General features: G+C 37.2%; 26 protein-coding genes and 3 pseudogenes. 12 read left to right on the plus strand and 17 right to left on the minus strand.

Going from position 1 to position 24,242, the window contains the following annotated elements; genetic code table 11:
• Nucleotides 1-625: 625 nt before the first annotated feature.
• Nucleotides 626-1,966: a carboxypeptidase-like regulatory domain-containing protein gene (locus tag MKP09_RS04630; RefSeq protein ID WP_240826635.1), complete on the minus strand. Its 1,341-nt coding sequence runs from the start codon at nucleotides 1,964-1,966 to the stop codon at nucleotides 626-628.
• Nucleotides 1,953-2,531 carry an RNA polymerase sigma factor gene (locus tag MKP09_RS04635; RefSeq protein ID WP_240826636.1) on the minus strand — a complete coding sequence of 193 codons (579 nt, stop codon included), beginning with the start codon at nucleotides 2,529-2,531 and terminating at the stop codon, nucleotides 1,953-1,955. Before MKP09_RS04635 ends, MKP09_RS04630 begins: the two co-directional genes overlap by 14 nt.
• Before the next feature lie 313 nt (nucleotides 2,532-2,844).
• On the opposite strand from MKP09_RS04635, the gene MKP09_RS04640 reads away from it, so the two are divergent.
• The 6 genes from MKP09_RS04640 to MKP09_RS04665 all read left to right on the plus strand — a co-directional run bounded on the left by MKP09_RS04640 (nucleotide 2,845) and on the right by MKP09_RS04665 (nucleotide 6,155).
• Nucleotides 2,845-3,669 (plus strand): von Willebrand factor type A domain-containing protein, encoded by an 825-nt coding sequence (locus MKP09_RS04640; protein WP_240826637.1) that lies wholly within the window; start codon nucleotides 2,845-2,847, stop codon nucleotides 3,667-3,669.
• Between the two features lie 17 nt (nucleotides 3,670-3,686).
• Nucleotides 3,687-4,049 (plus strand): VWA domain-containing protein, encoded by a 363-nt coding sequence (locus MKP09_RS04645; RefSeq protein ID WP_240826638.1) that lies wholly within the window; start codon nucleotides 3,687-3,689, stop codon nucleotides 4,047-4,049.
• A gap of 5 nt (nucleotides 4,050-4,054) precedes the next feature.
• Complete coding sequence (locus tag MKP09_RS04650; protein ID WP_240826639.1) at nucleotides 4,055-4,810, plus strand: YfbK domain-containing protein; 756 nt, start codon at nucleotides 4,055-4,057, stop codon at nucleotides 4,808-4,810.
• Nucleotides 4,811-4,952: 142 nt separating this feature from the next.
• On the plus strand, nucleotides 4,953-5,153 hold the full coding sequence (locus MKP09_RS04655) for a hypothetical protein (protein WP_240826640.1): 201 nt from the start codon (nucleotides 4,953-4,955) through the stop codon (nucleotides 5,151-5,153).
• Nucleotides 5,069-5,665, plus strand: coding sequence for an outer membrane beta-barrel protein (locus MKP09_RS04660; protein WP_240829260.1), 597 nt, complete (start codon nucleotides 5,069-5,071; stop codon nucleotides 5,663-5,665). Before MKP09_RS04655 ends, MKP09_RS04660 begins: the two co-directional genes overlap by 85 nt.
• Before the next feature lie 82 nt (nucleotides 5,666-5,747).
• Nucleotides 5,748-6,155: a hypothetical protein gene (locus MKP09_RS04665; protein ID WP_240826641.1), complete on the plus strand. Its 408-nt coding sequence runs from the start codon at nucleotides 5,748-5,750 to the stop codon at nucleotides 6,153-6,155.
• Here MKP09_RS04665 and MKP09_RS04670 read toward each other — a convergent pair.
• Nucleotides 6,152-6,718 carry a VIT1/CCC1 transporter family protein gene (locus tag MKP09_RS04670; protein WP_240826642.1) on the minus strand — a complete coding sequence of 189 codons (567 nt, stop codon included), beginning with the start codon at nucleotides 6,716-6,718 and terminating at the stop codon, nucleotides 6,152-6,154. The two genes, MKP09_RS04665 and MKP09_RS04670, sit on opposite strands and share 4 nt — an antisense overlap.
• A 34-nt stretch (nucleotides 6,719-6,752) precedes the next feature.
• Nucleotides 6,753-7,983 (minus strand): annotated as a pseudogene (gene rocD / locus MKP09_RS27870) (ornithine--oxo-acid transaminase).
• A gap of 272 nt (nucleotides 7,984-8,255) precedes the next feature.
• Here rocD and MKP09_RS04690 point away from each other — a divergent pair.
• The 4 genes from MKP09_RS04690 (at nucleotide 8,256) to MKP09_RS04700 (ending at nucleotide 10,375) form a co-directional block, all read left to right on the plus strand.
• Nucleotides 8,256-9,116, plus strand: coding sequence for an alpha/beta hydrolase (locus tag MKP09_RS04690; RefSeq protein ID WP_240826645.1), 861 nt, complete (start codon nucleotides 8,256-8,258; stop codon nucleotides 9,114-9,116).
• A gap of 130 nt (nucleotides 9,117-9,246) precedes the next feature.
• Nucleotides 9,247-9,330 (plus strand): AAA family ATPase, encoded by an 84-nt coding sequence (locus tag MKP09_RS25425; RefSeq protein WP_317235249.1) that lies wholly within the window; start codon nucleotides 9,247-9,249, stop codon nucleotides 9,328-9,330.
• Nucleotides 9,331-9,347: 17 nt separating this feature from the next.
• Entirely contained in the window at nucleotides 9,348-9,641 is a 294-nt protein-coding gene (locus tag MKP09_RS25430) for an AAA family ATPase (protein WP_317235179.1), read from the plus strand.
• A gap of 23 nt (nucleotides 9,642-9,664) precedes the next feature.
• On the plus strand, nucleotides 9,665-10,375 hold the full coding sequence (locus tag MKP09_RS04700) for an AAA family ATPase (protein WP_317235250.1): 711 nt from the start codon (nucleotides 9,665-9,667) through the stop codon (nucleotides 10,373-10,375).
• 25 nt (nucleotides 10,376-10,400) lie between these two features.
• On the opposite strand, the gene MKP09_RS04705 is transcribed toward MKP09_RS04700, so the two are convergent.
• The 10 genes and pseudogenes from MKP09_RS04705 to MKP09_RS04745 form a co-directional block, all read right to left on the minus strand.
• Nucleotides 10,401-11,252, minus strand: a complete 852-nt coding sequence (locus tag MKP09_RS04705) for a DUF7281 domain-containing protein (protein WP_240826647.1) — start codon at nucleotides 11,250-11,252, stop codon at nucleotides 10,401-10,403.
• A gap of 163 nt (nucleotides 11,253-11,415) precedes the next feature.
• Nucleotides 11,416-14,004, minus strand: a pseudogene (locus MKP09_RS04710) (ATP-binding protein).
• Nucleotides 13,989-14,798, minus strand: a pseudogene (locus MKP09_RS25440) (ATP-binding protein); the annotation flags it as partial. The pseudogenes MKP09_RS25440 and MKP09_RS04710, both read right to left, overlap by 16 nt.
• A gap of 129 nt (nucleotides 14,799-14,927) precedes the next feature.
• Nucleotides 14,928-15,074 (minus strand): hypothetical protein, encoded by a 147-nt coding sequence (locus tag MKP09_RS04715; protein WP_240826648.1) that lies wholly within the window; start codon nucleotides 15,072-15,074, stop codon nucleotides 14,928-14,930.
• Between the two features lie 94 nt (nucleotides 15,075-15,168).
• Nucleotides 15,169-15,501, minus strand: a complete 333-nt coding sequence (locus MKP09_RS04720; protein ID WP_240826649.1) for a condensin complex protein MksE — start codon at nucleotides 15,499-15,501, stop codon at nucleotides 15,169-15,171.
• Nucleotides 15,502-15,508: 7 nt separating this feature from the next.
• Nucleotides 15,509-16,132: a hypothetical protein gene (locus MKP09_RS04725; protein WP_240826650.1), complete on the minus strand. Its 624-nt coding sequence runs from the start codon at nucleotides 16,130-16,132 to the stop codon at nucleotides 15,509-15,511.
• A 56-nt stretch (nucleotides 16,133-16,188) separates the two neighbouring features.
• Entirely contained in the window at nucleotides 16,189-16,704 is a 516-nt protein-coding gene (locus tag MKP09_RS04730; protein WP_240826651.1) for a hypothetical protein, read from the minus strand.
• 93 nt (nucleotides 16,705-16,797) lie between these two features.
• Entirely contained in the window at nucleotides 16,798-17,781 is a 984-nt protein-coding gene (locus tag MKP09_RS04735) for an alpha/beta hydrolase family protein (RefSeq protein WP_240826652.1), read from the minus strand.
• On the minus strand, nucleotides 17,739-18,818 hold the full coding sequence (locus tag MKP09_RS04740; protein WP_394801030.1) for a DPP IV N-terminal domain-containing protein: 1,080 nt from the start codon (nucleotides 18,816-18,818) through the stop codon (nucleotides 17,739-17,741). Before MKP09_RS04740 ends, MKP09_RS04735 begins: the two co-directional genes overlap by 43 nt.
• Nucleotides 18,815-19,165: a hypothetical protein gene (locus tag MKP09_RS04745; RefSeq protein WP_240826654.1), complete on the minus strand. Its 351-nt coding sequence runs from the start codon at nucleotides 19,163-19,165 to the stop codon at nucleotides 18,815-18,817. The genes MKP09_RS04740 and MKP09_RS04745 overlap by 4 nt, the downstream gene beginning before the upstream one ends.
• 89 nt (nucleotides 19,166-19,254) lie before the next feature.
• On the opposite strand from MKP09_RS04745, the gene MKP09_RS04750 reads away from it, so the two are divergent.
• A complete protein-coding gene (locus MKP09_RS04750; RefSeq protein WP_240826655.1) occupies nucleotides 19,255-19,533 on the plus strand; it encodes a GNAT family N-acetyltransferase in 279 nt (92 codons plus the stop codon).
• Entirely contained in the window at nucleotides 19,533-19,697 is a 165-nt protein-coding gene (locus MKP09_RS04755) for a GNAT family N-acetyltransferase (protein ID WP_240826656.1), read from the plus strand. Before MKP09_RS04750 ends, MKP09_RS04755 begins: the two co-directional genes overlap by 1 nt.
• Before the next feature lie 44 nt (nucleotides 19,698-19,741).
• On the opposite strand, the gene MKP09_RS04760 is transcribed toward MKP09_RS04755, so the two are convergent.
• The 3 genes from MKP09_RS04760 to uvrA form a co-directional block, all read right to left on the minus strand.
• On the minus strand, nucleotides 19,742-20,233 hold the full coding sequence (locus MKP09_RS04760; RefSeq protein ID WP_240826657.1) for a hypothetical protein: 492 nt from the start codon (nucleotides 20,231-20,233) through the stop codon (nucleotides 19,742-19,744).
• Between the two features lie 90 nt (nucleotides 20,234-20,323).
• The gene (locus tag MKP09_RS04765) at nucleotides 20,324-21,016 is read right to left on the minus strand and encodes a hypothetical protein (RefSeq protein WP_240826658.1); all 693 of its coding nucleotides are present in this window, start codon (nucleotides 21,014-21,016) and stop codon (nucleotides 20,324-20,326) included.
• Between the two features lie 128 nt (nucleotides 21,017-21,144).
• Nucleotides 21,145-24,114, minus strand: a complete 2,970-nt coding sequence (uvrA, locus tag MKP09_RS04770; RefSeq protein WP_240826659.1) for an excinuclease ABC subunit UvrA — start codon at nucleotides 24,112-24,114, stop codon at nucleotides 21,145-21,147.
• Nucleotides 24,115-24,242: the final 128 nt, after the last annotated feature.

A 24,242-nucleotide genomic window follows, 5' to 3' on the forward strand; every position in this document is an offset into this window, starting at 1 on the left:
CTTTTTGTTTCTGTAAGAAAAGTGCCGAAAAATATACTAATTATATTAGTATATTTTTAAATTCTTATCATGTCTTTTGTTACTAAAAATAATAGTCATCAATATTTGTATAATATATTATTTATTAATCATTTGTAAATTATATATATTGTAAAATATAATTTCCTACAGGAAGTTAAGGATCAATTCTACTGTGAAAATTACCTTTTGAATATTTTTGCCTTTGTTGCATAATAACTATTTCATTTTAAATTTATTATATTAGTTAAATGAAAATATTTTTGATATAATTTTCGAATTATAAATTCTTATTATTTCATTTTGTTATCTCAAGTTATTATGAAGGATAAAAAATCTGAAAATGTATAAAACGAAGAACACATTGAAATGAAAGAGCGGTTCTATCTAAAATTAAATTTTAGATAGAACCGCTCTAGAAGACGTATAAATTAATCACTTTTTTTATGACATATTAACTCATCCCCCACCCTAACGAAGAAGTGAGAAAGACTCTTTCTTGAAAATTTGAAGCGTATATTTTGAATGATGAAAATCGAACCTAATTTAATTGCGCCGAAATGGCAGTTTGTCGATTAAGGATTTAATCTCTAACAGGAGCATTTTTTTAATTGACTTCTATTTTTACCAAGGCTTTTTTATCAAGCTTAAAGTTTTTCCATTTTGACTTTTTGATAAACTCAATAGCTTTTTTGGTTAAAATTTCATCAGGGCTTTCCACAATAGTAAAATCCACCGGATCTCCATTTTCGTCAACTGTAAATTTTATTTGCAGCGTTTTGGTGGCTTTCGATTTATCCACCCCCAGGTTGCTGCCCAGTTCCTGGTAAAAGTCAGACCAGCCTTCTTCGGGGTAAATAACCTCCTCATTTGGCGCTTCAGTTTTTGCTTTGAATTTTTGGAAATCGCCTAATTTACCCTTCCTTTTCTGTTGGCCATACCCAACAACTACCGTCTCATTTAAATCCTGATCCATTTTCGAAAGTGTAATATTATTACTTTTTCCAGGTGTAAGAGTAGCTACTGTTTGCTGATAGCTAACCATAGATATGGTTGCTTTCACACTACTATCGTCAGCGGGTAGCGCAAAACTGCCATCTGAGTTGGTAACTGTTCCCTTATTTGGCGAAAAGGCGATTGTAGCAGAGGGGACAGGAATACCTCGTTTGTCAGTTACTTTCCCGTAAATCATCTTCGGCGGTTGTGACGTTATCGCGGCCTTTAATTCGTTTTTCGATCGAGCATAGGCTTTGTCTCCTCTGATCATAAGCTGTTGGCTAACGTTAAAATCTTGCTGTTGAGCCGGTTGGGCTTCGCTGTTGGTGGCAGCTATTAAAGGTGCATCTGGGGTTACTTCTGCCGCTGCTTCTACAGGTACCGTACTATTTTTCGATTCAGAAAATGCATTTATCTTTGATTTTCCTTTAGAAAGATCAGCGACAGGCTGTTCAGCCACTAATGGCGTTGGAATTTTACCTGCTTTCTTTATATCCGTGAGGGCGGTTTCAACAGAATCTGAATTTTGCAGAGCCGGAGCAGGTTTTTGTTCTTCAGCCGTTGGCGTCTCTATTACAGCAACAGGACTTTTCCCAATTCCGTTTTGATCCTTTTGAGTAAACCACCAAATGCTGCTGGCAATAATACCCAGGCTACAAGCCGCAGCCGCCCAACGCCACCAACTATTATTATTTTTTGTAATAGGAACTACCAGGTTCTCTTTTTCCTGGGTGCCTAAAATGGCAGCTCTTATATCGTTCAGATGCTTATCAACAATAGCTGCATTTGCATTTCTAAACCCTCTAAACCCGTCAATGGCGTCTGCCAGCAGCGGGTCGCTCAACGCAGCTTTTTCCATATCATGCATTTCTTGTGCATTCATGCTGCCGCTCAGATATCTTTTAATATCTTCCGGCCCATAAAACGGATATGTATTATTAGTTTGCTGCATTTTTTTCCATACAAATTTTAAGATTACGCCGTCCGTTCTGTATCAGGCTGCGTACTTTATTCCAATCCATGCCTGTTGTTTCCGAAATCTCGTTGTAACATTTACTATCGTAATAAAATAATCGGATGCTGCTTTTTTGCTCTTCCGGCAATTTTTCGATGCATTTTTCGAGCCTTTTAAAAGCTTCCTCCTTTTCTATTATACTATCCAGATGCGAAAAATCGTCCGATTGCACAGTGTGCTGTTCTAAATTTACGGTAATATGCTTTTTGGCGCTGCGTAATTGCATCAGGCAATAATTTTTAGTAAGCACATACACCCAGCTTTTAAAATTTTGAATGTCGTGATGCGGTATCTTGCGCAACAATTCCTGGTAAATATTCATTACCGCATCTTTTGCATCATCAGCGTCTTCCAGATATTTCAGGCATACACCATATAGCAAATCGCTGTAGCGCAGGTATAGCTCCGCCAATGCCTGCTGATCGCCGGTTTGCTTAAACTCAAGCAACAAGCTGTCATCACTTGCCTCTTTAAGAGATGTTATTTTAAAAACCTGCGCCAAATATTTTTACCCCCGCCCCCTGAAGGGGAGTTTTTAACAATTATTATTATGAACTCAGCTTCTGTAATTCTATCAGCGAAATTGCGTCGCACTCTTCAACTTTAGCACATAACTGAACAATGATGCAAAAATCCAAAAGATTACACATGCAATTTAAGATTTTCTGATTTGAACCGAATGCATCATCATTACAATGTGACATAGACCTCCGAGGTTTTCAAAACCTCGGAGGTCTATGTGGAGGTAGGATGGGCGGTATTTATGCAATCCTCTTCTTTCCTGCATCTTATGTTCATACATCAAAAATAATTTTATGAAATACATAAAAATTTTAACTGCATCTACATTATGTATCGCTTTACTGGCCTTTACCATTGTAAAAAAGAGCATCAATGGAAAAATTGTGGATGAAAATAATCAACCCATTACCGCTGCTATTGTTCAGGAAAAAGGAACATCAAATTCAGCTACCACTGGTGATAATGGAAATTTTTCAATGGATATAGAAAACGACAAATCGGTGTTAGTTATTACTGCTGTCGGTTTTCAGCAGCAGGAAATTAAGGTTGGAGCAAAAACGAAGATGCACATCGTTCTAAAAAATGTCAATCAAAACTTAGAGGAAGTGGTCGTAGTTGGGTACGGCACTCAACAGAAAAGCGCCATTGTTGGAAGTGTTGCCAATGTTGCTGCTTTTGGCAAACAAAAAAGTCAAATGACAAGTGTAAGAGCTGCCGTCGCTGATCACGTAAGAGGGCTTGTTGCTCAACACGATAGCAGGCGCAACAATACCAATTTCAGCCGCGAAGGATATGATCATATTCAGGAAAACCCATTTTTAAAATCAAAAGAAAATCCGCTTTCTACTTTTTCGATTGATGTGGACGGCGCTTCTTATAGCAACATCAGAAGATTTATTAATAATGGACAATTGCCGCCAGCCGGAGCGGTGCGTATTGAAGAAATGATTAATTACTTCACATATAATTATCCGCAGCCCTCTAACAACGAGCCTTTCAGCATTAATACAGAATATACCGTTTGTCCCTGGAATGAAAAGCACCAGTTGATATCAATCGGCCTGCAGGGTAAAAAATACCAACTGAAAATTTACCAGCTGCCAATATCGTTTTTCTGATTGATGTAAGCGGCAGCATGTCGTCGCCCGACAAATTGCCGTTGGTTCAATCTTCCATGAAATTGCTGGCCGACCAATTAAGGCCGCAGGATAAAATGGCAATGGTTGTATATGCAGGTAGCGCAGGCGTTGTATTGCCTTCTACCGAAGGAAATGAAACTATTAAAATAAAAGATGCTATCGATCGATTGCAGGCTGGGGGCTCTACAGCGGGTGGCGCCGGTATTCAGCTGGCTTATAAAATAGCACAGGAAAATTTCATAAAAAATGGTAATAACCGAATTGTGCTTTGTACTGACGGTGATTTTAACGTAGGTCAAAGCAGCGATGATGAACTGGAAAGAATGATTGAGGAAAAAGAAAGACCGGTATTTTCTTAACGGTATTGGGTTATGGAACGGGCAATTATCAGGACGCCAAAATGCAGAAGCTTGCCAACAAAGGAAACGGAAATCATGCATATATTGATAATCTAAGCGAAGCTAGAAAAGTATTGATCAGCCAGTTTGGTGGCACTATGTTCACCATTGCGAAGGACGTAAAATTGCAGATAGAATTTAATCCGGCAAAAGTGCAGGGCTATCGATTGATTGGTTATGAAAACAGGATGCTTGCCAATGAAGATTTTAATGATGACAAAAAAGATGCAGGCGAACTAGGCAGCGGGCATACCGTTACAGCTTTGTACGAAATAATACCAGTCGGTATTAATGCACCGGAACTAAAAATTGTGGATGATTTAAAATATCACAATAACAAAGAAGCAGCTTCTGGCTTTGCAAATAGCAATGAAGTGATGACGGTTAAATTCAGGTATAAGAAACCAGATGGAGATAAAAGCTTGTTATTACAAAAAGTAATTGCAGGAAGCCCGGTTACCTTTAGAAATGCGAGTGAAAATATTCATTTAGCTGCAGGTCTTGCACAGTTCGGCATGTTGCTTAGAAATTCTGAATATAAAGGAACTGGTGGTTATGAATTGGCGCAACAGATCATTTCTCAAACTTCTAAAACGGATAAAGATGGTTACCGAAAGGAGTTGCTTGAACTTTTAAAAACAGTCAGAAAAATTCAAAATATCAATAACGAGCAAACAAAAATCTCTGATGAGTATTCATTAGAATTTCTATCAAAGAATTAAATAATTTAATTTACACTATACTGATAATCAAGTTATTTTAAGTATTTATAAAAAGCAGGCCTGATCATTTACGAAATTTGGCACAATATTTTGATAAGGTAGGTCGAAAATTGAATCCTAAGTAAACTTAAAATTAAAAATTATGAAACGTAAAATGATTATCGGTGCGGTTGCATTATTTGCTTTTGCTGGTGCTGCAAACGCTCAAGGCTTTGCTGATGCAAAATTTGGAATTAAAGGGGATGGAACAACACAAATATTACTAATGGTAGAGAAGGGTCTGTCGATGCAAGTAAAAGCCTTAATAGCTTCAATGCTGGTGTTATTGGTGCTATACCTTTAGGGTCAACATTTGAAATTAGAACGGGTCTTGACTTTCAATCTAAAGGTACAGAGTCAGAAAATAGTGACGGAACAATTACTAACAAAGTAAATCCTATGTACCTGGAATTGCCTGTGAATGTTGCGGTGATGTTGCCTCTTAATGAAAAAATGAAAGCTTATATAGGCGCTGGTCCTTACGCAGCTTTAGGTTTAGGTGGTAAGCTTAAAACAACCACAACAGTTGATGGCCAAACAAATACTACTTCCAGAAATATTAACTGGGGTAATGATAATCCTGCAGACCCTAACGAAAATAGTACCGGTTTACAAGGTACTGTCGGTTCTGGTGATTTTAAAAGATTTGACTTTGGTGCTAACATTATTGCCGGTTTAGACTTTGGAAAATTTGGTGTGCATGCGCAATATGGTATAGGGTTAACCAATACTAATCCAGGAAGAAGTAACGAAGACAATGCGAACAAAAACAATCAGCATCGTGCAATTGGTGTAAGTGGTGTTTTTTACTTCTAAGAAGTATAAAAATCATGTAATTGAAAGCGCTTTTAAATGAGCGCTTTTTTTATTGCCGATAAACCTTGTTATTTTGCAACCCATGAATCGTTCTTTACTAATAACAATAATTGGAGCAGTGCTTTTAATTGCGGCATGTTTGATGCCCTGGATGCGAATTGAAGATCCTGCTATAACAATTTCTGGCGTTGATACCGCTGGGACCAGGTATGGAAAACCTGCTTTAACTCATTTTATATTGGTTGGATTAATATTGCTTTGCTCTTTTATTCCAAGGGTTTGGGCAAAAAGAGTGAATTTACTTTTTGCGGCGCTTAACTTAGCCTGGGGTATTAGAAATTTTGGTGTGATAACAAGATGTGAAGGTGGTGTTTGCCCGGAAAAATTATTAGGTATTTATTTGTTGTTGCTCGCCTGTATAGTATTGATGATCACAGCACTTTTTCCTAACGAACCCAAAATAAAAACCGGGGATTTGAATATTGATTAAAAAAGTCCGCCCGCATAATATGCCGCTACTGCCGCCGCCATACCCGAAAGCGATATAAGCAATAAACCATTTACGGGTTTTTGATTTGATAGTTTATATTTATTATAACCTAAAAAAGCTAATAGTAAAAATGGAATCAGGAATGCGGCGTAATCTGGAAGTTGCAAAAAATAATTGTTGATTAAAATAACAATTCCTCCCAGTATAAACCCGCTAAACATGGAGCGTGCGTAATGCAAGGGCATAAGGCTGCTGGTTGCATTATTACTTTCCTGCCATTCCTTTTCCCATGTTTGGTTTTCCTGCACCGTATCAGCTACCATTGCTTCTTTTAATTTCTCATCAATATCTAATGCCTGATATATTTTTAAAATTTTGCTTTCGCCGCTGCTGCTTTCAAGCTCTCCTTTTCGCGTATAATAAGCGCCTAGCGCAAGTAACGTTGCAATGAAAAGTACTGCTATACCAACATATATATATATATGTTGCTGATCTATACCTTTTGCTAACAAAAAACAAAAAAGCGCCAAAGTCACGATCAGGCCTTCTATGGCCCCAATCAAAAAAGCAGGTAAGAAATTATATGAATGTCGGGGGTTACTCAAATGTTTGTAAAGTTTGCTGAATAATAACAACACAATCTTTTAATTGTTCTTCAGTAATTACCAATGGTGGCGCAAATCGTATCTTATCTCCATGCGTAGGTTTAGCAAGCAGGCCATTTTCTTTCAAAGCGAGACAAATATCCCAGGCCATATTATCATTGGAACTATCAATTTCTATGGCATTTAATAAACCTTTTCCCCTTACTGTTTTAATTAAAGGCGATTGTATTTTTTTAAAGCTTCGCGAAAGTAAGCACCCATGTTTTCTGAGTGTTCGGCCATATTTTCTTCTACCAAAACTTCTAAAGCAGCAATAGCGGTAACGCTGGCTAAAGGATTTCCACCATAAGTAGAACCGTGTTCCCCGGGTTTAATAGTCAACATAATTTCATCATCAGCAAGAACAGCGCTCACAGGCATCATGCCGCCACTTAATGCCTTACCCAATAAGACAATATCAGGCCGAACATTTTCGTGGTCGCAGGCAAGCATCTTCCCGGTACGGCAAAGTCCTGTTTGAATTTCATCTGCAATAAATAAAACATTATGTGTTTCGCACAAAGCTTTAGTTTTAGATAGGTAACCATTATCTGGTACAAAAACGCCAGCCTCACCCTGAATAGGTTCTAATAAGAAACCGGCAATATTATTGTTCGATTGCAATACGGCTTCCAAAGCCGCTACATCATTATATGGAATATTAATAAAGCCGCTGCTAAAAGGTCCAAAATTTTTTTCGCTTCGGGATCACTGCTAAACGAGACAACGGTTGTTGTGCGTCCATGAAAATTATTATTGCACACAACAATCTGTGCTTCATTTTGCGGAATACCTTTTATTTCATAAGCCCACTTACGACAAAGTTTTATGGCTGTTTCTACAGCTTCAACCCCGGTATTCATTGGTAATACTTTATCGTAACCTAATAACGACGTAATGTATTTTTCAAATTCGCCCAATTTATCATTATGAAATGCACGGCTTGTTAAAGTGAGTTGCCGAGCCTGCGTAGTAAATGCATCGACAATCTTTGGATGGCAATGGCCTTGATTTACCGCAGAATAACCACTAAGAAAATCAAAATATTTTTTGCCATCTGTATCCCATACATATACACCATATCCTTTGCTTAATACAACTGGAAGTGGGTGATAATTATGTGCTCCGTATTCCTCTTCAAGCTCTATAAAATAACCGGCTGTTTGCGCTACAGTTGCAGACATATCAAAATCTTTTTAAAATGGATAAACTTGTTTACTGATAATTAAAAAATGTCAGTGATTTAGCAGATCGAGGTGCTGCTGCAAAAGAGATGATATATTGCTGGAATTTTTGATAAAATTGTTTGTACAAAGAAAAGTGAAAATATCAAAAATAGCAAATGCATTTGTTATGTATAGAGGCGAAAATAACAATGCCGGTAAAGCAAATGGAAAAAGAGTAGATTTGATGTAGATTTCTGTTGCTGCTCTTCTCTATATTAAAGCCTGCCCTTATGAAACATATTCTGACATTACTGCTTACGATCACTTTGGTTTCATGTTCTAAAGATGAAAGGGAAGATATACCTCTATCTGCTAAGAAGGCGCAAACCCTTATTGACATATCATACGGAAGCAATGCAAATCAAAAAATGGATGCGTACCTACCAGCTAACAGAAGCACTGAAGGTACAAAGGTTATGGTATTGATACACGGTGGAGCTTGGATTGAAGGAGATAAAACCGACTTTAACGCCAATATAGAGCAGTTCAAAAATGTATTTCCCGGCTATGCAATATTCAATGTTAACTACAGGTTATTTGACTTTGTTCGAAATGCTTTTCCTGCTCAGGAACAGGATATAAAGTCTGCTGTGGAATTTATTTTCAATAAAAGAAGCGATTTTTTTATTTCTGATAAATTTGTATTGGTAGGCGTCAGTGCCGGAGCTCATTTAGCACAATTGCAAGCCTATAAGAATAATTCCGTTGTGAAACCCAAAGCTATTGTGTCTTTTTTTGGCCCTGCTGATATGGAAGCCTTATATAATTATTATTATTCCACAAATAGGCAAATGGCATACGGCCTGAATCTTTTGTTAGGAGGTACACCAGCGAATAGATCCCAACTATATTACGATAGCAGTCCTATTAATTTTGTCTCGGCTCAATCTCCGCCAACAATAATATTGCAGGGAGGTTTGGATAATGTTGTACCGAAGCAGCAGTCTTATTCTTTAGAGGCCAGATTAAAAAATTTTAATGTAAAAAGCGAACTGATATTTTATCCTAATGAAGAACATGGTTGGGATGGCCCTGAGCTAACTGAGAGTCTTCAGAAAATTGTAACGTTTTTAAAAACAAATGTGCCATAATTTCGTGGAATGACTCCACTGCAGAACGTATAAGGCCCCGAACGCTTGATGATGTTGTAGGTCAGCAACATTTGATCGGACCCGGTAGCATACTAAAAAATCTGTTGAAAATAAATCGCTGGGATCTATTATTTTTTGGGGTCCACCAGGAACAGGTAAAACCACGCTTGCTAATATTATTGCAAGCCAACTATCTGTTTCTTTTTTTCGTTAAGCGCGGTAAATGCCGGCGTGAAAGAAGTAAGGGAAGTAATTGAAAAAGCCAGGCACGAATATCAAAGTATTTTATTTATTGATGAAATACATCGCTTTAACAAAAGCCAGCAGGATGCTTTGCTGCATGCAGTAGAAAAAGGCATTATCACTTTGATTGGCGCTACAACAGAAAATCCGTCTTTTGAATTAAATAGCGCATTGTTGAGCCGTTGCCAGGTATATGTATTGAAAGCATTAGACGAAAAGGATTTGATACAATTATTGCATAAAGCCATAAGCGACGATGCTATTCTCAAAAAGAAAAAATAATTCTAAAAGAAACAGATGCATTAATAAATATCAGCGGAGGCGATGCCCGGAAATTATTGAACCTGCTTGAGCTGGTTTGTAGCACTGCAAAAGATACGATTGAAGTTACCAATGCATTAGTAATGGATGTAGCGCAAAAGAAAGTAGCACTGTACGATAAAAGTGGTGAACAGCATTATGATATTATTTCAGCTTTTATAAAATCAATGCGTGGCAGCGACCCAAACGCCGCCGTGTATTGGCTGGCGCGCATGATAGAAGGAGGGGAGGACGTAAAATTTATTGCAAGAAGAATGTTGATATTGGCAAGTGAAGATATTGGCAATGCCAATCCTAATGCACTGCTGCTTGCCAATGCTACATTTGATGCTGTAAATAAAATAGGCCATCCCGAATCAAGAATTATTCTATCTCAATGCGCGGTATATCTTGCCACATCTCCCAAAAGCAATGCTTCTTACATGGCCATAAATGAAGCAATGGCCGCCGTTAATAAATTTGGAGATCTGCCCGTGCCTCTACACATCAGAAATGCACCTACGAAACTGATGAAAAACCTGGATTACGGAAAGGGATATAAATATTCACACAGCTACGATAATAATTTTTCCGAACAAGAATATTTGCCTGAAACGCTTTCGGGCACTGCATTTTATGATCCCGGAAATAATGCCCGCGAGAATGAATTGCGTAATTATTTAAAGAAATTGTGGAAGGAAAAGTATGGGTATTGAGAGTCAATAGTCAATGATCAATGGACTATCCGCTGATTAATATTTCCTGATCCAACCCCTTCTTGTATTTATGAATGATCTGTATCAGTTCTTTCAGTTTTTCTTCCATTATTAAATCAATGTCGAAGTATAGTTTCTGTTTGTCGTAACGTTGTTTGTTACCATTTAGAGAAATGAGCTTTTCAATATTCGGAGGTACAAAAAATCTGGCTTTTTCGCCAAGATGTTTTTTAAACTCATTTAGATAAATACCAATTCCTGCAAAGTCAAAATCGCCAAAATGCCAATAATTGTTAGGAATCAATTGAAGCCATTTAATCAAGTCTTTGCTTTGATTTTGCGGATACCGGCACACAAATAATGGCAACATGTTTTCAAACAAATATTGCTGTTGACTGATGTAATAAAAATTTTCAGGATTTTCAATTCCAATGATTGTGACATTTTTTTCAGGAACAAAATTTTCAAAATCATAAATAAACTGAAACGTTCCGTTCAGGCAATTTAGTGTTATGGGTTTGTCATTTAAGGTTGCCTGTATGGGCGTATAGCAATTCACCAAAAAGCCTTTAAAGGTTCTCACTTTTGTAAGTTTCGAATCGGAAGAAACAGCTACCAATTCGCTCCTTGTTATATTCTCGTTTTTGCATGCTGTAACGTATCCGTCAAGATTTTTTATTGAAAAACGATTTTCTAAATAAAGATGGAGCTGATCCTGATTCATAACATGAATAAGGCTTCTGTGTTTTCCGGGCCTGTAAAGTATTCCATCCGAAACCATATCTTCAATAATGCCGTGGCGCAATTGACTCGAAGGAATCGCTGCACCATTTTGAAGAGATAATAATTTTTCGGCAATGTTTAAAGGCAGCTTCATTTTCTATCTCTATTGTTTGTTATTAACCGATTGATAATTGTTACAGGTTTTCCATCACGAGGGTCGGTTTGTTTGGCAAGTTTATAAGTGTATCTGTATGCCAGCGCATCTATAGACTGAGGCGAACCGTTTAAAATGTAGATGTTTCGATCGTTAGCAAATTTCAGTAACCCCGAACATTTTCAATATGTAATGTTCCAATTTCATCTACCATACAATGTAAACGAAAATCTTTAAATTTATTTTTTGTGGCGCCCTCTTTAAATACATTGAGCAGCATAATGTTGATCATCGCTTTTACCAACACATCCGTTCCGTTAGAGCCAACATTGGCAAGGCTTTGAACCCAATTGGTATCGTTATCGTTTTCAATAACTTTAAACTCCAGCTCAAACGTGTCAGAAAGATTAATATCGCTGTGCTTATATTTCGCTATTTCGGCAGTTAAAAGTGATAGCAAATGAATAGCTGTTTTATTTTTTGCTTCTCTTGTTTGCTCATTTGAGGAAAACAAATTGGAGGCTCCTATTTCATGTATATTTTCATCATTAAACTTTTTAATTTCTGCCAACAGGTGAACAATTTTATTTTCACTTGGCACCACTCTAAGCTCAATGCTTTTAATGACGCCTGTAAAAATTCGCTTTATAAAATCTGAATTGATGTCTTTGATCACCGTTTCAATTTCGCCTTCTTTCGACATTAAATCGGTTGTTTCTTTGCCAACCTGTCTGATAATATCAGCAAAAAGTTCGTTGATCCTTTTTTCAAAAAGAGCAATTTTATCTTCTTCTACAAATTCTTGTAAGTCTTCTGAAAATTGAAAATAGGCTTCCTGCTCTATCAAATTCGTTTTGAATTTGAATATGTTTTGAGAAGAAAAATTGCCGTTAAACTTATGGATAGCGGCTTGCAAATCGGTATATCTTTGGATGCCGGTATAATGCTTTTCGTTAAGCCCTGCTATCAAAGTTTTGCCCCGCTCCAACGTTTTGTTTTCTGCATTAGGCTCGCTTAAAAGCTCAGGAATGCTTTTGAACGCATCGGTTAGTTTGAATGCTTCATATTCGCGCAAATCTTCTTCCACATTGCTAAGCTGCTTTGCGGTTGCCTCAATTTCCTCTTCAAGTAGTTTTCTTTCATCTGCCAGCTTTTTATTTTGTTGAAGATGTTTTGAAAATTCCGTGCTTAACTGTTCTTCAAAGGCTTTTCTTTTATGTTTAAAAAATTCAACCTTATCAAAAAGTTCTTTTTTATCCTTGTTATATTCTGCAACCCGGTCGCGATTTTTCTCTATAAAATCCAGTTCCGTTTTTAGTTCGTTTATTCTTTGTTCAAAAGCTGAAATGCGCGCTGTGTCTGCACCTTTATCGTTTAGTTCCTGCTTTTTTGTAGTTCTAATGCGGCTGTTTTTTTGTTGTTTCCTGCTGTTCGGACTTTATTGATAATTTAATTTCAGCAATCCATTCGGCAACGCTGCTTTGTTCAGCCTCAATTTTTTTCTGCTTCTCTTTTTCTTTGCGTCTATTTGCTTTTTAATTTCTCTTGCTACTTCGGTTGCCGCTTTTTCTGCATCTAATTTTTCTGCATTTGCTTTTACAATGTTACTTTCAATTTGAACCAAAGCTGTTTTCTTTTCTTCCAATGCGCGAGCCGTCAACTCATCCAGCTTTATAATTGCAGCATTCAATTTTTGATGGTATTGCTGCACATCATATTCGGTTTTCTGAATAATTTTTTTACAATCGTTTATTTTAGTTTGTTTTTGTTTTCTAAGATTGTCTGTTTCGGAATTGAACTGTTTATCAATTGTAGCAATCTTTGTTTGCAACAATTCTATTTTTTTGTTTAAATCTGTTTGCTCCTTTTCATAATCGGCAACGGTTTTTACCGATCTGTCAATTTCATTCAGGTTTAAACGAATGCCATAAAAACCAGCATCAGCATTTGCAATCAATTCCGGCGACAAGTCAGATTTGAATAAAATCTGTTCTTCATCAATTACTTTTCCAATTGTTTTTTCCCAACCTGGATATTCTTTATTCAGCCAGCTATAAAGAGAATCTTTGCTTTGTTCTATTTTATTCTCAATCTGTGTTATTTGTTCTTGAAATTTATAGCTCTGTTCTTTAAATTTTTCTTTTTGGCTGGTTGCCGATGTTTCAATTTTTTCTTTTTCTAATTCCCATTGTTTTTTTATGGTTTCTGTTTCTGCATTCAGTTGTTTTATGTTGCTTTCGGCAATACGTATTTTTTCTAAAAAATCACGATTTTCATTTTGCAACGTATCTATTTCAGTTTCGTATAATCGCTTGTGTTCTGTTTTCGCTTTTTGAATGTGCAGATTTGAAATAGCCGTTTTCTTTTCTTCAATTAAGGTTTGAGCCAGATCCGATTTTTCTTGATGCTGTTTTTCTATTTCGTCAAACAGTTGGTCATATTCATTTGTAAGCGTTTCTTTAAAAATGAATTGTTTTTGAAGGGCGTCATTAATTTCTGTTTGTTTCAAATTTTCAAAAGCAACAAATTGATTTTGAAGCTGATGAATCTGAGCTTCAAACTTTTGTTTGATATCGGTAAAGTTCGATTCTAAAAGTTCTTTTTGACCGATTAGATTTTCTTTTTCCGTTTCCCAATCTGCTTTTTTCGCTACTTTTTTAATAATGCTTTCAATGTTCAGTTTTGCATATTCGTCAGCCTTTGTTTTGGCTTCTTTCAGCTTACCGTTATATACATTTATTTCGGCAGTAATCTTATCTTTTTATGCTGAAATTTTGCTTCTATGTCTTTTGTTTTTTCCAAAAGATGGTTTTGCTTTACCTGTTCCTTTTCTAGTTTTTCAGCTATTTTAGGCTGTTGTTGCTTTATTTCGTTTAGCTGCCAAACCAGTTCACCCGCCAATTTGCGCTTTTCGTTTTCATTAAATTTAATTGTAGCGTAAGTGGCAATAACGGTTTCTGCCTGCTTACGTACAACTATTTCTCCGCTTTTTGTTTTTTCTGTCCATTTTTTAATATCGCCTAATTGGTTTTCAAAATCTTTCAGATGATGCGAATAATTGGAAAGATCAATTTTTATTTCTTCTTCATTTAAAGATTTAATGATTGTGTCTTTTATAAATTCGCTCTCTACTTTGTAGTTAAGAAATACGTGCTGAATGGCTCTCGGAATATTTTGATACTGCCTACTTTCAAGCAATGAGTATTTTCTAAATTCAGCGCCTAATCCCTGGCTGTTGCCATACAAAATATTTCTGTAATCTTCATAACGATCAATCTTTTTGGAGCTAGCGATGCTGTCTTTGTTTAATGCCAGCTTTATTTTGTCCCAGCTCTCAGAAATGTTTCCATCGTTACCAATAAAATAGGCTCTTTTATAGCCGCTATCAATGAATCGAAAACTGACACGGCCTTGCGATTTTGAAAGTAGAATGCAGTAAGGGCCGGTTTCTCTTGTTATTTCATAAATGATATAAGAATTGGGATAAGGAAAGTAAAAGTCAACAAAGGCTTTTTTGCCAACAGGTATTCCCAACTTTTGCTGGTTGGCATTATAGAAAAAAGCAAAGCCCTGAGCAAAGTACTTTTTCCAACTCCTTGCGTGCCTGTTAAATGCACATTTCCATCAAGGTTTACTTCTGTGTACCTGACGTTGGCACTTTCAATCATTATTATTTTACTCAGGTATCTCATTCTTAATTTCTTCAGAAATATTTATGGTCATTACAATTTGTTCCAGATATTTGAACGAAGCCAATACTTTGTATCGCTGAAAATTGGGATCTTCAATATCAATAAACTTATCTTTTACAAGGTCGCTCAATATCTTTTCCAGTATTTCATTGGGCTTTTCTTTTCCACTGCTATATTTTTTAGCCCTTCTATTTTTGATTTTAATTCCGCATCAAGATTCAACTTTACCAAAATGTCGGAAGGCGTAAAACGGTAGCCCGAACCGAAAGCGTTGTCAAAGGTTTTAAAAAATCGAGCATGTCAATCCACTTGAATGCCTGTTCTATTTTGCGTTCTAAGTCAACTGTTATTTCCTGCCTGCTGAAATAATAGTATTCATCTCCTTTTTCTAAAACGAAATTGATATTCAGAAAATAATTGTATAAGAATTCGAAATTTTGTTCGTTATCAATGGTTGCATAAACTTTACGAATATGCTCCTCATTGCTGTTGGAGCAAATGAATTTTCCTTTACTTAGTATGTCAAAAATTTCGGCTGTATATTTTGGTGCGTCCATTGTTGCGTTATTTGGGGTAAACCATTGCGTATTCAATTTCTTGGTGCGAGTTGTATTTTCCTGTTAAAGTAAATGAAGATTCGTATTGCGAAATCAACTGGCAATACACGGTTACTTTATCATCAAAAGACAAAGTTTTTTCAAACTGGTAAGCCATTATAAAATCGAAGAGGTTGTTTCCGGAAGCAACAAAACTATTTCTGATTTCTTCCAAATTGATTTGAATTTCCTCTTCAACATTGTTTTCAAAATATTCGTTTGAGATAGCTTTTGCTAATGCAATTTTTACTTTTACAGATGCCGTTCTTTTCTTTGCAACTTTCCGGATGCTGTTGTGGGCCTCGCTATTAATTTGCAAAAAGTCTAAACTTAATTTAAGCGGATAGGTTGGATTTGTTTCAAAAATCACATCATTGTTTTTCGTAAACACTTCGTCAATATCCGTGTCTGTGCGCAAGGTAAACTGGTCTTTCAGGTATTTTATTTGTCGCAGTTTTTCAATAATCCCGCTTTGATACCTGATTTGATTGAGGTATTCAATTATTTGTTTTTGAGTATTGATCAGATTGTGTCGGCATTCGTTTAATTGAAGTTTAAGCTGTGTAATTACCCTGTTCAGTTCTTCATCCAAAGCCGATTTAAAAAAGGTTTGTTCTTCTTCCGAAACCAGATAATAGGTTTGCTCCGTTAACGAATTGATGTCAATTCTTTTTTGGTCAAGATTTTCAAGCTTGGCTTTTTTACTTTGTAATTAGGTTCGTTTTTAAAGGTATTATCCGTGTTCCTTTTTAAGTCGATCACATTTCTTAAAGTTACGGTGCCTATTTTCCGCAAAGTGTTTTTTACCTTTCTCAGATAATCATACTTTCTGGCTTCATTATTTTCTTTTAGATAATAAAGAATATTTTCTTTTACATTTTGAATATTAGCATTGATGGAAGCGGTATTGATTTCTTCGTTCACTTCCAACACCTGTTCAAAAAACTGTAAAAACTGGTCATCTATTTCAAGAAAATTTCCATTTTCTCTAATTACAGAATGAGCAATTAAATAACGGATACGATCTTCATTATAATCAACCATCTCCAGCGCAAAATCATATTTGTACGAAAGCGTTTTTCTTTTTTCAAACATTTCCGTCAGCAATTTATGTTCCCGTATCAGTGTTGACAGTAATTCTTTTATGTTGGAGAATGTATTCATGTAAGCAGCGAAAATAGAGAATAGTTTTTTGATGGTAGGGGTTAATGGGGAACGTCATGGACTATGGTCAATCGACCATGGACAAGTCACTCACTATTTCTTTAAAACTCTTTCAAACAACTTAAAAATCCTTTTGTACTCATCCGTCCAGCTACTAGGTTCGGTAAAAGCGTGGTCTTCCATGGGATAACCCGCCAGTTCCCAACTGTCTTTACCTAACTCTATTAACCTTTGCGAAAGTTTTACAGCATCCTGAAAATGTACATTCACATCTACCATGCCGTGGCATATTAGCAGATCGCCTTTTAGGCCTTTTGCAAAATAAATTGGCGAACTTCGGTAATAGGCTAAACTATCCGCATAAGGCTCATTTAAAATGTTAGAAGTATATCCATGATTATAATTTGCCCAATCTGTTACAGGACGTAATGCAGCGCCAGCGCTGAATACATCGGGTTTTGTAAACATTGCCATGAGCGCCATAAAGCCACCATAAGATCCGCCATATAATCCAACATGATTAGGGTTGATGCCATAATTGTCTACCATGTATTTAACCGCATCAACATGGTCGCTCAGATCTTTTCCACCCATGTGTCTGTAAATGCCGGTGCGCCAATCACGGCCATATCCTGCGCTGCCTCGATAATCAATGTCCATCACATAATAGCCATTATCAGCTAACAAGTTGTTGAACATATACTCTCTGAAATAACTGCTCCACCATTTATGTGCATTCTGTAAATAGCCTGCGCCATGCACAAATAAAACTGCTGGTTTATTGGGATGTGGGTTGGTAGGCTTGTAAACCCTTGTATAAACTTTGGCTCCGTCAGATGCAGTGAATGTGATCACTTCCGGATCGCGCCATGGATACGATTTAAATTCGTTGCTTTGTGCTTTAAAGGTTATTTGTTGGGGTTTAGCGCCAGCTTTGGTAGGTTGCAAATACAATTCCCATGGCTTGTTGGAATAGGAATGAAGCACCGCAATATATTTTTCGTTCGGCGCCAGGCTCACATCATTGGAGCCTGTCATCGAAGTAATCTTTTCCTTTTTACCACTTGCAATATCCAAACTGTAGAAATGTTTTTCCCCGGGATGAACTTCATTGGTAGTGATAAAAAAGTTTTTTTATTTTCTGATAAAATAGCATCATGTAGTTCATATTCACCTGATGTGAGTTGCGTTTTTTCTTTGGTCTTTATATTAATGGTGTACAAATGAGAATAGCCGGTTGCTTCCGATTGAAACCAAAAAATATCTTCGCTGATCCAGCCAATACTATTGCTATTAATGCCGGGGCCGCCAATCCAGGCTTCATTCCGTTGGCGGCTTAATAAAGTTAGTTGGTTGCTGTTCATATCCCACAACATTAACCAGCGATCTTTATTATCATCTGCATAAATATCTATCACGGCATTTTTGCCTTTTGGCGACCAGGATATGCCATAAACTGAAACAGCTCGGTTAGCATTTTCTTTTTTCTTTTTGTCGAAGGCAACAGGATAATCTTTAAGATAATCGGGCAGATCCTTAATACCTGGAATCGCATCAATGGGAAGCGTTAATACAGAGTCACGTTCCCTATCAAAAATATAGAAGGATGAAATACCTTGTTCAGCACCGACTTTATTTCGTCCTGAAATATCTGTTGTGTACCCTGTTTCTGTTACGTAATCCGGTATTATCGTGTTCCTTGTACTTACAGGTTTGAATGCGCGATAACTTACGAATCTCCCGTCAGGACTAATGCTCAAACCCCTTACAGAACCTTCGCGCACAAACAGGTAACGTAATGCTTTTTCTTTAGGCAATGCTTTTTTATAAGCATTACTTGTGTCATTTTTTGCTTTTCGTTCACGAAGCACATCAAAATTCTGAAGCTGATCGTTTCTTAACCATTGTTCTTCTTTGCCGCCATTTTGTTTTGCACCAAAATTATTGCTGGTCGTTCCAATATTAGTAAGCTGCTGCGTTTCGCCGGAGTTAATATCCCATGAATATAAATTTGATGAAAGCATGTATACAATCTTTTTATCCAGAAAGGAAAACTGAGGATTTGTTTCGTCTTCAATTGTTGTTGTAATACGTTTTGTTTTGCCAGATTTTATATCTGTAAAAAAATATCACCGTTCTTTTCAAATACATATTGATCGCGCCCATAATTATATACATAGCTCCCCGGGCTCGTAAGAAGTTGTCTTTGCACCACTGTGGCTTTTTGCGGATTTTGATTTTTTAGTGTGATGTAGTATAGCGAATCCGCAGGTTTTTTTTCAGGATTCCAAAGGAAATATAAAGTGTCGCTGGTTCGGTTCCATTGTAATTGCGATGGCGAAGTACCCATCCATATAGGATCGCGCATTATTTTTTCCACCGTAAGCGAGCCTAAGGTATTTTGTGCGGATATATTATGAAATAAAGGGAGTAGTAAAAAGAGTGATATTATTCTGTGCATTTGCAAAGCTTTAAGCCATAAATTTAGCAGTTTGTAATTTATTTTTTATGTTGCGATGAAGAACAATCGAAAATTATCAAATACATTGTATGATTGAATGGATTTGCAAGCCTTTTGAAGCGCTGTCGTTACATGAGCTGTACACTATTTTAGAATTGCGTAGCGAGGTCTTCGTGGTAGAGCAGCATTGTTATTACCAGGATGTAGATGGAAAAGATCAGAAGAGCTACCACTTAATGGGCTGGCAGCACGGAGTATTGATGGCTTATGCAAGGCTATTGCCTCCTGGTGTAAGCTACGCTGAACAATCAATTGGTCGTGTTGTGCTAAAAAAGAAGCACGAAACACAGGTCTTGGAAAAGTATTAATGGAAGAAAGTATTCACGCAAGTGAAAAAATATTTGGAAGCCGATCTATAAAAATAGGAGCGCAATTTCACCTTAAAAAATTTTATGAATTGTTGGGGTTTGAATCTTGTAGTGATATCTATGATGATGCAGGCATTGATCATATTGAAATGATCAGAGGTTGATTATAAAGTCTTCCGAGGTTTTCAAAACCTCGGAGGTCTTATTTTTACACAAACAGTCCCCAGTCGTCGGTATATTCATCTTTTTCAAAACTGTTTACCCAAACCTTAAACAGCGCCTTGAACTGATCAATTTCGGTTCTTAAAAGGGTTACATATTTTTCGTCAATACTATCCTCAAAACCAAGTGTAAGCAACGCGCTTGCTACGTATTGTGCATTTTTTCGAATAATGGCAGCGTTCTCCATTCGCAATACATACAATCCGCCGGCTTCCGAACTTCTGATTTTTGCGGCTACTTCGTAGGCATCACCCAGAACCATTTGTTTTACGCTGGCCAAATAGGAAACTTCGTCACCTTTCTCGGGCTTATCATTTTCTAGCAAACCATTTAACATCATCATGACTTCCTTCCACTTTTGATAAAGTGCTTTGCAGGCATCCCGGGTTGGGTTTGGCTTCCACTCTTCACCTTCTTCCTCGTTTCCAAATTTGTCATCATCCCAATCGGGCAGGTCGTTAAGGTTATCAATACGCATAAATATTAATTGAGGTCTGACTAAAGATAGGGAACTTGTCTAATCTTTTAATTCAAAAGGTTTGAACAAGTTCAGAATAAAAAAATAAAATTACTCATCAATTTGTGAAAGTCCGGCCAGGTCATTTTCGTCAACCTCAATTGTTTTAACTGACATTTGCGAATTGCCGGATCTTGATATTTGAGCATCACAATCCTGAACAACCGATCTTGTAGAAACATCAACCGTAACAGCTTTACAATATTTTATGCTGCTTCTCTTTCTCTCTTTGGTTTGCAATAAATATATGTCCCAAAGAAGCACATTGTTTTCGCAATACAATCGGGATTCTTCTATGTTTTCGCTTTTGTAGTCTTTGTGCATTGAATATTCTACAGCCAATTGTATCGCTTTTTCTTTACCAAATAAAGGAATAATTGTAGAATAATAATCTTTTGGCAAACCGTATTTCAAAACTTGTCCATACTCGTCAAATTTGATGCAAAAATTATAATAATCCAATTGATCTTCAGAGCGTTTGAATAAATAGGATAGATGATATTTTGGAATAACATTGCCGATAATATTGTATTGCGTATTATCAGGCAACGATTTATAATGATCCGCTCGTTCCGCAAGACATTTTTCTATATCATTAACAAAAGCTATCGTGAATTCAGCTTGTTTTACAAATTCCTGTAAAGATTTCTGAAGCAATTTATTTGTGACAGACTGAATTGACGCTGGCAATTCTTCAAACTTGTCAACAAATGTTGGCTTGTATGGTTTTGTCTTTTTTGCCATATATCGTTCAGATTTAAGAGTAAATACAAATTTTTTTCTCGCAGAAAGCACAGATCAACACAGAAGTTTTTTTATGATTCATCTGTGTACTTGTGGGTTTTCTGTGAGAGATCCTTGGCATAGATGCATCACAGCTCCGCTTTTAAATATTTACCGGTATAACTTTCTTTGTTTTTTACGAGTTCTTCGGGTGTTCCTTCAAATAAAATTTTACCGCCACCATCGCCACCTTCCGGACCTATATCAATAATATGATCCGCTATTTTTATTACATCCATATTATGTTCGATAATTAAAACCGTGTTCCCTTTGTTGGCCAGTTTATCTAAAACATGAATCAGGTGTTTAATGTCTTCAAAATGAAGCCCCGTTGTCGGTTCATCCAAAATATAAAAAGTTTTACCGGTATCTTTTTTAGAAAGCTCGGTGCTAAGCTTAACACGCTGCGCTTCGCCACCACTAAGGGTTACAGCGCTTTGGCCTAATGTAATATAGCCTAAGCCTACATCTTGCAGTGTTTTTATTTTTCGAAAGATATTTGGCACAGCCTGAAAAAACTCGACAGCATCATCTACTGTCATATTCAAAACATCCGAAATGGATTTGCCTTTATAACGAATTTCCAGGGTTTCCCTATTGTATCTTTTGCCATTACATTTTTCACAAGGCACATAAACATCTGGTAAAAAATTCATTTCAATAACGCGCATGCCACCGCCTTCGCAAACATCGCAACGGCCGGTTTTTACATTAAAAGAAAAGCGGCCAGCGTTATAACCGCGAATTTTAGCTTCCGGAACAGATGCAAACAAAGTTCTGATATCTGTAAAAAATCCACAATAAGTTGATGGGTTACTACGCGGCGTGCGTCCAATAGGCGACTGGTCTATTTCTACCACTTTGTCGATATGTTCCAAACCCTTTACAGACTTATGCTGCATGGGATGCATCTTGCTGGCAGGAAAACAATGATTACTTAAAATAGGATAAAGCGTTTCATTAATCAGTGTAGATTTGCCACTGCCGCTCACTCCCGTAACCAGTATCATTTTTCCTAAAGGAAATTTTGCGCTTACGTTCTGAAGATTATTGCCTGTGACGCCTTTTAGCTCAATGAATTTTCCATTTCCTGCACGTCTTTCTTTTGGTGTTTCGATTTTTAGATGTCCGTTAAGATAACCCGCCGTAATCGTATCTAATTTTAAAATTTCTTTGGGTGTTCCCTGCGCAACCACGCGCCCGCCATGGTAACCTGCGCGTGGGCCGATGTCGATCAGATAATCTGCTGCAAGCATAATATCTTTGTCATGCTCTACCACCAATACGCTGTTTCCAATATCCCGAAGATTTTGTAAAGATGTAATAAGCCGATGATTGTCACGTTGATGCAAGCCGATAGATGGTTCATCTAAAATATAAGTAATGCCTTGTAGCTGAGAACCGATCTGTGTTGCCAACCTGATGCGTTGTGATTCGCCACCACTTAAAGTGCGGCTGGGTCGATTAAGAGAAAGATAAGTAAGCCCAACATCCAGCAAAAATCCTAAGCGTTCCCTGATCTCTTTTAAAATATCTTTTGCAATAGCATTTTGTTTTTTACTGAGCCGCAACTCAATACCATCAAGCCATGCAGCAAGATTGTCAAGATTAAGATTGCTTAAATAAGCGATGTTTTTATTGTCGATTTTAAACCAAAGACTTTCCTTCTTTAAGCGATCGCCATTACAAGAGGGGCATGGCTGTAGTTCCATAAACCTTTCAACCCAATCGCGCAAACCTTCATTGCTTTGAGTAGAAAGATACCAACGTTTTAACATCGGAATGATACCTTCGTAGCTGCCGCTGTAATAATCAGGAATGGTTTCATCAGTTCCGTCGAGATGTAATGTTTTGTCCGCACCGCCATCTCCATATAATAATAAGTCCAACTGCGCCTGCGTAAGATCTTTCACTGGTTTGATAAGGTTGATCTTATGTTTTTTGGCAAATGCTTCAACCTGTTGATATACGCTGGCGTTTCGTTCTTCCCCCAGAGGAGCAATACCGCCATCTTTTATGCTTTTAGATGTGTCGGGCAATATCGCATCCATATTAATTACCGAGCTGGTGCCTAATCCACGGCAATAAGGACATGCTCCGTAAGGCGAGTTAAATGAAAAGGCGTTTGGCGACGGCTCTTCGTAACTGATGCCTGTATCTTCACACATCAGGAGTTTGGAATAAGAAGCCCCCCGCCCCCAAAGGGGAAGCCTGCAAGCCGCTGCTATTTTGGAGATGCTTTTTTGATCGGAGATAGACACACGTGAATTTTCAGCAGCATCTCCGCTCTTTAAAGACTCTTCGTAAGCCCCACCTTTGGAGGGGTTTGGGGAGGCTGGGCTTACAAACATCAAATCCTTTCCTAATTTCAAAGCCTGTTGTACGCTTTGGCTCAAGCGGGGTTTAAGATCATCTGTAACCTGCAATCTATCCACCACCAGTTCTATGTTGTGTATTTTATAACGATCAACCTGCATTTTTGCAGCAATGTCTTTTATCTCACCATCTACTCTTACTTTTAAAAATCCCTTTTTTCTTACATCTTCAAATAGTTCTCTGTAATGTCCCTTTCTACCTCTAACCAAAGGTGCCAGCACATTGATTTTTTGATTATAGAATCGCTGAAAAATGTTTTCAACAATTTCTTCCTCGCTCCACTTCACCATTTTTTTGCCAGTATTGTAAGAATACGCTTCTCCCACACGGGCATAGAAAAGGCGAAAGAAATCATACACTTCAGTAACGGTTCCAACTGTTGAACGTGGGTTTTTATTGGTGGTTTTTTGTTCAATTGAAATAACGGGAGACAAGCCAGTGATCTGATCCACATCCGGCCGTTCCATGTCGCCAATAAACTGGCGGGCATAAGCACCAAAAGTTTCCATATAACGGCGTTGACCTTCAGAATATATTGTGTCGAAAGCAAGCGAAGATTTTCCACTGCCGCTTATACCGGTAATGACCACTAATTGATTTTTGGGAATGGATATATCTATGTTTTTGAGGTTATGGACACGGGCTCCTGTAACATCTATGCTGTTTAAATCTTTCTTTTCCAATTTATTGTTCCTGTTTTTGAAAATTTGGGCCTGTAACATTGGCTAATCCTAATTCATAACTAAAATCTAAAATAAAGGTTTATTACCCTACAAATAAATTTTTGGCATAATAATTTCTACTTACACCG

Source organism: Paraniabella ginsengisoli, from assembly GCF_022513635.1.
Taxonomy (GTDB): domain Bacteria; phylum Bacteroidota; class Bacteroidia; order Chitinophagales; family Chitinophagaceae; genus Niabella; species Niabella ginsengisoli.

What these genes read in the sequence shown, in the direction of transcription:
- MKP09_RS04630 (WP_240826635.1), bottom strand. Translation starts at nt 1,966, where the DNA reads ATGCAGCAAACTAATAATACATATCCGTTTTATGGGCCGGAAGATATT.
- MKP09_RS04640 (WP_240826637.1), top strand. Translation starts at nt 2,845, where the DNA reads ATGAAATACATAAAAATTTTAACTGCATCTACATTATGTATCGCTTTA.
- MKP09_RS04645 (WP_240826638.1), top strand. Translation starts at nt 3,687, where the DNA reads ATGTCGTCGCCCGACAAATTGCCGTTGGTTCAATCTTCCATGAAATTG.
- MKP09_RS04655 (WP_240826640.1), top strand. Translation starts at nt 4,953, where the DNA reads ATGAAACGTAAAATGATTATCGGTGCGGTTGCATTATTTGCTTTTGCT.
- MKP09_RS04665 (WP_240826641.1), top strand. Translation starts at nt 5,748, where the DNA reads ATGAATCGTTCTTTACTAATAACAATAATTGGAGCAGTGCTTTTAATT.
- MKP09_RS04690 (WP_240826645.1), top strand. Translation starts at nt 8,256, where the DNA reads ATGAAACATATTCTGACATTACTGCTTACGATCACTTTGGTTTCATGT.
- MKP09_RS04705 (WP_240826647.1), bottom strand. Translation starts at nt 11,252, where the DNA reads ATGAAGCTGCCTTTAAACATTGCCGAAAAATTATTATCTCTTCAAAAT.
- MKP09_RS04720 (WP_240826649.1), bottom strand. Translation starts at nt 15,501, where the DNA reads ATGGACGCACCAAAATATACAGCCGAAATTTTTGACATACTAAGTAAA.
- MKP09_RS04730 (WP_240826651.1), bottom strand. Translation starts at nt 16,704, where the DNA reads ATGAATACATTCTCCAACATAAAAGAATTACTGTCAACACTGATACGG.
- MKP09_RS04745 (WP_240826654.1), bottom strand. Translation starts at nt 19,165, where the DNA reads ATGCACAGAATAATATCACTCTTTTTACTACTCCCTTTATTTCATAAT.
- MKP09_RS04750 (WP_240826655.1), top strand. Translation starts at nt 19,255, where the DNA reads ATGATTGAATGGATTTGCAAGCCTTTTGAAGCGCTGTCGTTACATGAG.
- MKP09_RS04755 (WP_240826656.1), top strand. Translation starts at nt 19,533, where the DNA reads ATGGAAGAAAGTATTCACGCAAGTGAAAAAATATTTGGAAGCCGATCT.
- MKP09_RS04760 (WP_240826657.1), bottom strand. Translation starts at nt 20,233, where the DNA reads ATGCGTATTGATAACCTTAACGACCTGCCCGATTGGGATGATGACAAA.
- MKP09_RS04765 (WP_240826658.1), bottom strand. Translation starts at nt 21,016, where the DNA reads ATGGCAAAAAAGACAAAACCATACAAGCCAACATTTGTTGACAAGTTT.